Annotated in this window: 7 protein-coding genes and 1 pseudogene; 7 read left to right on the plus strand and 1 reads right to left on the minus strand. The window is 69.9% G+C overall.

Annotation, left to right across the window (positions count from 1 at the left end; translation table 11 throughout):
• Positions 1 to 7 precede the first annotated feature (7 nt).
• The 7 genes and pseudogenes from ACZ5Y0_RS33785 to ACZ5Y0_RS33815 all read left to right on the plus strand — a co-directional run.
• Positions 8 to 247, plus strand: a pseudogene (locus ACZ5Y0_RS33785) (DUF397 domain-containing protein); the annotation flags it as partial.
• A gap of 388 nt (positions 248 to 635) precedes the next feature.
• Positions 636 to 944, plus strand: a complete 309-nt coding sequence (locus ACZ5Y0_RS33790; RefSeq protein WP_003991275.1) for a hypothetical protein — start codon at positions 636 to 638, stop codon at positions 942 to 944.
• 187 nt (positions 945 to 1,131) lie between these two features.
• Positions 1,132 to 1,959 carry a DUF8175 domain-containg protein gene (locus tag ACZ5Y0_RS33795; protein ID WP_469132475.1) on the plus strand — a complete coding sequence of 276 codons (828 nt, stop codon included), beginning with the start codon at positions 1,132 to 1,134 and terminating at the stop codon, positions 1,957 to 1,959.
• Positions 1,949 to 3,304: a hypothetical protein gene (locus tag ACZ5Y0_RS33800; RefSeq protein ID WP_469132476.1), complete on the plus strand. Its 1,356-nt coding sequence runs from the start codon at positions 1,949 to 1,951 to the stop codon at positions 3,302 to 3,304. The genes ACZ5Y0_RS33795 and ACZ5Y0_RS33800 overlap by 11 nt, the downstream gene beginning before the upstream one ends.
• A complete protein-coding gene (locus ACZ5Y0_RS33805) occupies positions 3,301 to 4,860 on the plus strand; it encodes an SCO6880 family protein (RefSeq protein WP_469132477.1) in 1,560 nt (519 codons plus the stop codon). Before ACZ5Y0_RS33800 ends, ACZ5Y0_RS33805 begins: the two co-directional genes overlap by 4 nt.
• Positions 4,861 to 4,868: 8 nt before the next feature.
• Positions 4,869 to 6,293 carry an ATP-binding protein gene (locus tag ACZ5Y0_RS33810; protein ID WP_469132478.1) on the plus strand — a complete coding sequence of 475 codons (1,425 nt, stop codon included), beginning with the start codon at positions 4,869 to 4,871 and terminating at the stop codon, positions 6,291 to 6,293.
• Between the two features lie 12 nt (positions 6,294 to 6,305).
• Positions 6,306 to 7,781, plus strand: a complete 1,476-nt coding sequence (locus tag ACZ5Y0_RS33815) for a P-loop NTPase family protein (protein ID WP_469132479.1) — start codon at positions 6,306 to 6,308, stop codon at positions 7,779 to 7,781.
• A 3-nt stretch (positions 7,782 to 7,784) separates the two neighbouring features.
• On the opposite strand, the gene ACZ5Y0_RS33820 is transcribed toward ACZ5Y0_RS33815, so the two are convergent.
• Positions 7,785 to 8,330: a GNAT family N-acetyltransferase gene (locus ACZ5Y0_RS33820; RefSeq protein ID WP_469132480.1), complete on the minus strand. Its 546-nt coding sequence runs from the start codon at positions 8,328 to 8,330 to the stop codon at positions 7,785 to 7,787.
• Between the last annotated feature and the right edge of the window lie 152 nt (positions 8,331 to 8,482).

The raw sequence follows: 8,482 nt of genomic DNA on the forward strand, positions 1-8,482 counted from the left end.
AGACCCCGTGACCGACATCCCCCCCGACCTGACGTGGGTCCGCGCCGCCCCGCCGGGGGCGACCGGCCCCGGCCCCTGGATCGAGATCGCCTTCGGCGAGGGCGACGACGGCGAGGCCCCCGTCCACCTTCGCGAGACCAGCGACCCGGACACCGTGGTCACGACCGACCGCCGCAAGTGGGACGCGTTCGTACGTGGGGTACGCGCGGGGGAGTTCGACCACTTCGTCGAAGGGGGGGAAGGGGGGACGGCGCCGAGGGCTCACTCACCGAGGGCCTCGCCACGCCCTGACACCAGGTCACGAAGGGTGACGGCACCGGACACCGGCCCAGCCGCCCGTCCGCCGCCGGTCATGAGAACATCGAAACGGCCTTTCACCCGACCGGTCGTCAGAAACGGCACAGGTCCGTGAAGTGGGTCAACGACGGGACCACACGAGAGGTTCCGTTCCGACTTCATTGCCCGGGGTGACCCGGCGTGATACACAGAGTGACGAGTGCGTGCTATTCGTACGAATCCCGCCCGTCAATGGCGCCAAGTCGACATACGAAGGCGGCGTTGTCGGCGACAATGAGACCTGACCTCTGCACACCGCAGGGGACTCACGGAACTACCCACCAGGGGCGGTGACTTACATGCTCTTTGCGGCCGACAAGGGAGACATCAACACCATCATCGGCGGGATCGCTCCGGACTGGGGCCCCTTCGGCAGCCTGGGCAACGAGGCCAAGGTGATGATCGAGGTGGTGATGGCCGTCGCCATCCTCCTCTGCCTCGGCATCGCGATCTGGGGCGCCGCCAAGCAGCGCATCGGCGCGACGGCCCTGCGCGACACCTTCAGCGCGGAACAGGGCAAGGGCCTCATCATCGCCGGTCTGACAGGCGTCTTCATCATCGGATCCCTCGGCACCCTGTTCACGATCGTGTACGGCATGGCCGTCTAACGAGCGTCGCCCCGCAAGTCCGCTCCGGGCACGCCCGGCCCTGTCCACCCCACCCACCCGTCGTGCCCACCGGCTGAGGTTGCGTCTCCCTGATGTCGAGTCACCACACCGCGCCCGCGCGGGAACCAGCACGGCTACCGTCGTACTACCAAGCGTTCCGGTACGGCAGCGAGGGGGCGTACACGGCATGAGTCCCGGAGACGAACACGACTACGGCGAGCCCGCGGGCACCCGCGTACGCCTCCCCGAAGCCGACCCCTACGGCGGCGGCCACCGCCCCGCCCGCTCGTCCTCGCGCAACCTGGTCATGGTGGTCGGCGTCGTCGTCCTGCTCATCGCGGCGATCGCCTTCGCGAACCGTGGAGGAGAAGATTCCCCTTCCTCCGCTGCCGGGGGCGAGAGCAACGGCAACAAGCCGCGGGCGTCGTCGACGGCGGCAAGCGGGACGAAGCCGGTGGAGTCCAAGACCGACGGCATCCCGTCGGGCTTCGCCCGGACCGAGCAGGGCGCCCAGAGCGCGGCGGCCAACTACGCCGTGGTCCTGGGGTCCGCGGAGATGTTCAACACTGCCCGTCGGCACCAGATCGTCGACACCGTGTACGCGCCCGACGTCGCCGCAGCACGCCAGTCCGCCCTGGACACGGCGTACTCGAGCGAGACGTTCCTGAGCAACATCGGCCTCGACAAGGACGGCACGGCGCCGAGCGGTCAGAACTTCGTCTCGCGCATCGTTCCGGTGGGTAGCAAGGCCACGGCGTACAACGTGAACGCGGCCACCGTCGAGGTCTGGTACACGTCGCTGTTCGGCCTCTCGGGCGAAGCGTCTACCAACCCCGTGTCCGAGAGTTGGTACACCACCACCTACCAGCTCAGGTGGATCAACGACGACTGGAAGGTCGCCGACTTCCAGCAGAAGGACGGGCCCGTTCCGGTCGGGCGCGACCAGAAGGCCTCCACCGCCGACGACATGACGAAGGCCGTCGAGGAGTACGGAGGGTTCACGTATGCGCGCTAAGCACCTCTCCCTGAAGCTGACGGCTGCCGTTGTCGCCGCTCAGACCACCGCAGTGCTGTTGGCAAGCCGTGCATTGGCCGCGACACCCAGCCCGAGTCCCTCGCCGTCGGCCTCCGTCTCGCCCTCGGCGTCAGCCTCGCCGAGCAACAGCACCTGCGACCTCATCCGGGGGCCCGCCGAGGAGTACTGCGAAAAAGGCAACACCCCCTCCCGCACCACCCCCGGCGTCTCCGACACCCTCGACCCGCTCTCCTCCCTCGCCAAGGGCTGTGCCGACGCCGCCGCCTGGACCGTCGAGAAGCTCAGCGTCGCCGTGCAGGACACCGCGAACGTCGACTTCACCAACGCCCGGTTCCTCCAGCAGTACGCCGTCGTGTTCGCCGCGTCGACCGTCCTGACCCTCCTGCTGTGGCTGCTGGCCGTCGCCAAGCGAGCGGTCCGAGGCGTCCCCCTCACCACCGCCATCGGCGAAGCCGTCGGCTTCCTCTGGCTCACCGTCCTCGCCTCCGCCTTCACCCCGCTGATCCTCTACACGGTCGTCTCGGCCACCGACGGCATCAGCGAGGTCCTGGCGAAGACGACCGGCAACCAGACCGACACCTTCTTCGGCACCTTCTCCGCCGCCCTGGAGAAGGGCGAGGACATCGGCGGCGGCCCGATCATGCTGATCGTGGTCTCCCTGGTGTCGATCCTCGCCGCCGGCGTCCTGTGGCTGGAGCTGGTCCTCAGGGCCGCCCTGCTCTACGTCGGCGCCCTGCTCGGCACCGTCGTCTACGCGGGCCTCGTCGACAAGAACCTGTGGGGCCACGTCCGCCGCTGGGCCGGCATCATGATCGCCGTCATCCTGGTCAAACCGGTCATCGTGATCGTCCTCGGCCTGGCCGGCGCGCTCTCCGCCGACGACGGCCCGAACGCCTTCGGCGCCGTCGTCTCCGGTCTGTCCATCATCCTGCTGGCCATCTTCGCCAGCGCGATGATCTACCGCTTCGTGCCCGGCTTCGGCGACGAGATCGCCAACTCGCGCAACAACCGCATCATGCAGGGCGCCGAGGGCAAAGCCGCGGCCGTCATCAGCTCCCCGGCGAGCCTGGTCGCCCAGGGCATCAAGACCCACAGCACCCGCGCCGACAGCAACGGCGGCGGTGCGTCCTCCTCCAGTGGCCAGCGCCCGGCCAACCAGACCGCCGGCGGCATGGCCGCGCACAGCTCGCGCACCTCGAACGGAGGCGGCGGTTCTGTCCCCTCCGCCGCCCCCGCGCCCCGCGCGAGCAGCCCCGTGAACACCCCGCACGCAGGCAACACCCGCAACAGCAGTACCAACCGCACGGGAGGTGAAGGGCGTTGACGACCGAGTCCCACGTGTCCCACGCGGTCACGCCCCGCCGTACATATCTGATCGGCCGCGCCCGGCCGAACGCGATCGTCGGCCGCAACCGCGAGTCCGGAGAGATCGCGCTCATCGTCATCGGCGCGTTCCTCGGCATGATGTGCGGTCTCCTCGTCCCCCTGCTGGCCCTGCGGATCGTGCTGCTCGCCGGCTTCCCGATGATCGCGCTGGCCGCCGTCTACGTGCCGTACAAGCACCGCACGTTCTACAAGTGGTTCGAGATCAACCGCAGTTACAAGCGCACCCTGCGGCGCGGCACGGTCTACCGCTCGGCCGCCATGGAGGCGGGCACCCGGATCGACGGGCAGGAGGTCGAGGTCGGTCCGCCGCCCGGCATCGGCCGCATCAACTGGCTCGCCGCCCCCTTCGGTCCCGACGAGATCGCCGTACTGCTGCACGCCGACCGCCGTACCGTCACCGCGGCCATCGAGATCGAGGGGCCGGGCGTCGGCCTGCGCGACAGCGAGGACCAGGAAGCCCTCGTCGACCGCTTCGGCACCCTCCTCAAGCACGTGGCCAACGGCGACGGCTTCGTCACCCGCCTCCAGATGCTCGCCCGCACCCTCCCGGCCGACCCCGACGCCCACGCCAAGGACGTGTCCCAGCGCGGCGACGACAAGTCCCCGCCGTGGTTGCAGTCGTCGTACGACCAGCTCCAGTCGATGGTGTCGACGAGCAGTGAGCAGCACCGCGCCTACCTGGTCGCCTGCATGCACTACACGCGCGAACTGGCCGCCGAGGCGAACGCCATGGCCCGCGCCGCCCGCCCGCAGCACGGCCGCAAGCTGGACCGCGACGCCGGTCTCGCCGTCGTCATGGCCCGGGAGCTGACCGACATCTGCTCCCGCCTCCAGGAGGCGGACATCCGGGTCCGCCAGCCCCTCGGCCAGGGCCGGCTGTCGTCGCTGATCCACTCCATGTACGACCCGGACCACCCGATCGACCACATCCAGGCGATGACCCGGCGCAACGCCTGGCCGGCCGAGCTGGACGCCATGGAGCCGACGCATCTCAAGGCCAAGACCCGTGAGTCCTCCACCCGAGCCCCCTGGTGCCACGCCACGGCCTGGGTGAAGGAATGGCCGATGACGCCCGTCGGCGTCAACTTCCTGGCCCCGCTCCTCGTCCACACCCCGGACGTCATCCGAACGGTCGCCGTGACGATGGATCTCGAACCCACCGAGGTGGCCATCGAACGCATGCTGACGGAGAAGACGAACGACGAGGCCGAGGCGAGCCGGGCAGCGAAGATGAACCGCACGGTCGACCCGCGCGACGTGGCCGCCCACTCCCGCATCGACCAGCGCGGCGAGGACCTCGCGAGCGGCGCGGCCGGCGTGAACCTCGTCGGCTACATCACCGTCTCCTCCCGCAATCCGGAGGCATTGGCCCGCGACAAGCGGACGATAAGGGCGTCCGCGGGCAAGTCGTACCTCAAGCTGGAGTGGTGCGACCGAGAGCACCACCGCGCGTTCGTGAACACCCTCCCGTTCGCCACCGGCATCCGAAGGTAGGGCTTTACATGCGCGACCCGATGTCCGTCCTCACCGACGCCTTCACGTCCTTCCTCTTCGGCAAGGTCGAGACGACCCGCCTGCCCGTGCGCACCTCCACCGGCCAGGCCCAGGCGGTCTACCTCCCGACCGCCGCCCCCGGCCTCGGTGACTCGGGCGTGATCATCGGCCGCGAGGTCTACTCCGGCAAGGGCTACATCTACGACCCCTTCCAGCTGTACGGCCAGCAGCTCCCGGCCCCGCACTGGCTGGTCCTCGGAGAGTCCGGCAACGGCAAGTCGGCCCTCGAGAAGACGTACGTCCTGCGTCAGCTCCGTTTCCGCGACCGCCAGGTGTGCGTCCTGGACGCCCAGGGCGAGGACGGTGTCGGCGAGTGGAACCTCATCGCGCAGGCGCTGGGCATAACTCCCATCCGCCTGGACCCGGCCGCCGCCCTGGACCACGGCATCCGCCTCAACCCGCTGGACCCGTCGATCACGACCACGGGCCAGCTGGCACTGCTGCGGACCATCGTCGAGGTCGCGATGGGCCACGGTCTGGACGAACGCTCCGGCTTCGCCCTCAAGGTCGCCCACGCCTACGTCAACGAGACGATCGTCGAACGCCAGCCGGTGCTCAGCGACATCGTCGAGCAGCTACGGCATCCCGAGCCGGAGTCGGCCGAGGCGATGAACGTCGCCCTGGACGACGTACGGGCGTGGGGTCTGGACGTGGCGCTGGTCCTGGACCGCCTCGTCGACGGTGACCTGCGCGGCATGTTCGACGGTCCGACGACGGTCGGCATCGACCTGGACGCCCCGCTCATCGTCTTCGACCTGTCCCACATCGACCGCAACTCCATCGCCATGCCGATCCTGATGGCGATCGTCGGTGTGTGGCTGGAGCACACCTGGATCCGCCCCGACCGGAAGAAGCGCATCTTCCTGGTCGAGGAGGCCTGGCACATCATCAACAGCCCGTTCGTGGCCCAGCTGTTCCAGCGGCTGCTGAAGTTCGGCCGCCGCCTCGGCCTGTCCTTCGTCGCGGTCGTCCACCACCTGTCCGACGTGGTCGACGGAGCGGCGGCGAAGGAGGCCGCGGCCATCCTCAAGATGGCGTCGACGCGCACGATCTACGCCCAGAAGGCGGACGAGGCGAGGGCGACGGGCCGCGTACTCGGCCTGCCTCGCTGGGCGGTGGAGATCATCCCCACCCTCACCCCGGGTATCGCGGTCTGGGATGTCAACGGCAATGTCCAGGTCGTCAAACACCTGATCACGGACACGGAACGCCCCCTGGTCTTCACCGACCGCGCGATGACCCAGTCGTCCGCCGACCTCGCCGAGGACGACGCGCTGCGCGCCGCCGAGCTGGAACAGGAACAGCGGGCGGCGGCCTTCATGGAACAGCACCTCCCCGACTTGGACGGCTCGTCCGAGTCGACGGTGGCGTAGGCAGGGGGCGCGATGCGACCGGGCGACGACCGCGGCCAGAGCCGAGGCCAGGGTCAAGGAGGCATCCCCGACGGCCTGCTGATCGGCCTGCTCGCCTTCCTGCTCGGCATGACGCTGCTGGTGTGGACGGCGACAGGCCTGGCGGCCCTCTTCACCCATGGCTCCTGGCCGGCCGGCGTCACCTTCCCCCGCACCCCCCTGGCCATGCGCCACCTCGTCGGCCGGCCGCACGACATGACCGGAGCCTGGCCGGACGCCGCCCCGTCGGCCCTCTCCGGCTACGGCCTCTTCTGGGGTCTGTTCATCGGCCAGGTGATGGTCCTCCTGGTGCTCACGGTGTTCGTCCTGGGTACGGTGGCGAGATGGAGGGCCGTACGGGCCGGGAGGCGGACACCACCGGGCCACGAGGTACCGGTGCCCGCACCGGCCGAGCGACCGGTGGTCCCCCCGGCGCACCAGGAGGTACCCAGTCCCCGGACGGAACCCGAGCCGGAAACCCCGGCGCCGGCTCCCGTCGCCCATGCCGGACCCGAACCGGCGATCGGCTGGGCGGCGTCCCGCCCGGAGGGACCGGTCCTCTACGCCCCACCGGAGACCCGCCACACCACGGCGGCCCAGGCAGTCCGGGATGCCGAGGGTGCCGTGCTGGTCCTCACCTCGCACCCCGCCCTCTGGGGGGACACCAAGGACGCCCGGGCCAAGCTCGGCCCGGTCCTGCTCTACGACCCGACGCACCTCTGCGACACTCCGGGTCGCCTCCACTGGTCCCCCACGGCGGGCTGCGAGGACAAGGTGACGGCGGCGGCCAGAGCGGTCGCCCTCCTCACCCCCGTCCGTCCCACCGCCCGCCTGGACCAGGCGGTCGCCGAGACCGCCGAGACGCTCCTGCGCAGCTACCTGCACGCCGCCGCCGTCGACGGCCGCACCGTCCGCCACGTCCACCGCTGGTCCCAGGGCACCGGCATCCAGGAAGCGGTCCGCACCCTTCGCACGAACCCGAAGGCGGCGGCCGGCTCCGCGGGCGAACTCGAAGCCGCCCTCACGGCTCACGCCGAACGCCGGGACATCGCCCAGGAACTGACGACCCGAGCGCTGTCCGCCCTTTCCACGGTGAACATCCGCGAGGCCTGCACTCCCAACCGAACTGACGCCCTCGCCTTGGATTCCTTCGCCAACGAAGGGGGAACGCTTTATGTGGTCGGTGAATCCATCGAGGACCCGAGGACCCATCCCGGCGCGATGCCGTTCCTCACGGCCCTCGTCTCGAGCGTGGTCGAGCGCGGCCGGCGCATGGCCGAACGGTCATCCTCCGGTCGGCTCGACCCACCACTGACCCTGATCCTGGACGACGTCGCGGCCGTGGCCCCGCTCGCCCAGCTCCCGGAACTCCTGGCCGACGGTCCCGACCGCGGCCTGCCCACCCTGGCCCTGCTGCGCTCCCGCGAACAGGCCAAGGCCCGCTGGCCGCACCGAGAGCTGCCGGTGTGACACCTACGGCCGCTCCAGGACGTACTCCAGCTCCCGCCCGTCGCCAGGCTCGCCGAGCGGCACGATGACTCCACTCGGCATGAACCCGGCCCTGCGATAGAAGGTTCGCGCCCGGCCGTTGTCCTCGTGCACGATGAGCCGCACCCGCTCCAGCCCCCGCGACCACGCCCACTCCAGCCCGGCGTCGAACAGCACCTCGGTCAACCCGATCCCGCGGTACTCGGGCCGCACGAACACTCCCACGACGTGTCCTTGCCGCCGTTCGACCGGAAACCCCGCCCAGTCCTTGGTACCGGCCTCCTCGACCAGCACGGTCAGCGTGCCGACCCACTCCTTGTCCGGCGCCTCGGCGATGATCTGCTGCGCCTTGTCGGCCCCCTCGGCAGCGCCCGCCGTCCGCTGCATCCAGAAGGAGTCCGGCCTCGCCAGCCCCTCCTCGTACGTCTCCAGGAAGGCGAGGTGCGCGACCGGGTCCCGCAGGGCAAGAAGCCGCAGCTCCTTCGCAGCCGGCCACTCCTCGGCACGCACGGACCTGATCAGGTAACTCATGGGGCCACCGTAGTACCAGGACACGGCCCACTCATCCGAATAAAGCCGCAACCAGGGACCCATAACGCGGAAAACCCCCGTGCCGAATGGCACGGGGGTTTCCCTCAAAAATTGTTCGGCGGCGTCCTACTCTCCCACAGGGTCCCCCCTGC

It is taken from the genome of Streptomyces sp. NPDC033216, assembly GCF_055577115.1.

Coding starts and splice junctions, on each gene's coding strand:
- ACZ5Y0_RS33790 (WP_003991275.1), top strand. CDS start 636: ATGCTCTTTGCGGCCGACAAGGGAGACATCAACACCATCATCGGCGGG.
- ACZ5Y0_RS33795 (WP_469132475.1), top strand. CDS start 1,132: ATGAGTCCCGGAGACGAACACGACTACGGCGAGCCCGCGGGCACCCGC.
- ACZ5Y0_RS33800 (WP_469132476.1), top strand. CDS start 1,949: ATGCGCGCTAAGCACCTCTCCCTGAAGCTGACGGCTGCCGTTGTCGCC.
- ACZ5Y0_RS33810 (WP_469132478.1), top strand. CDS start 4,869: ATGCGCGACCCGATGTCCGTCCTCACCGACGCCTTCACGTCCTTCCTC.
- ACZ5Y0_RS33815 (WP_469132479.1), top strand. CDS start 6,306: ATGCGACCGGGCGACGACCGCGGCCAGAGCCGAGGCCAGGGTCAAGGA.
- ACZ5Y0_RS33820 (WP_469132480.1), bottom strand. CDS start 8,330: ATGAGTTACCTGATCAGGTCCGTGCGTGCCGAGGAGTGGCCGGCTGCG.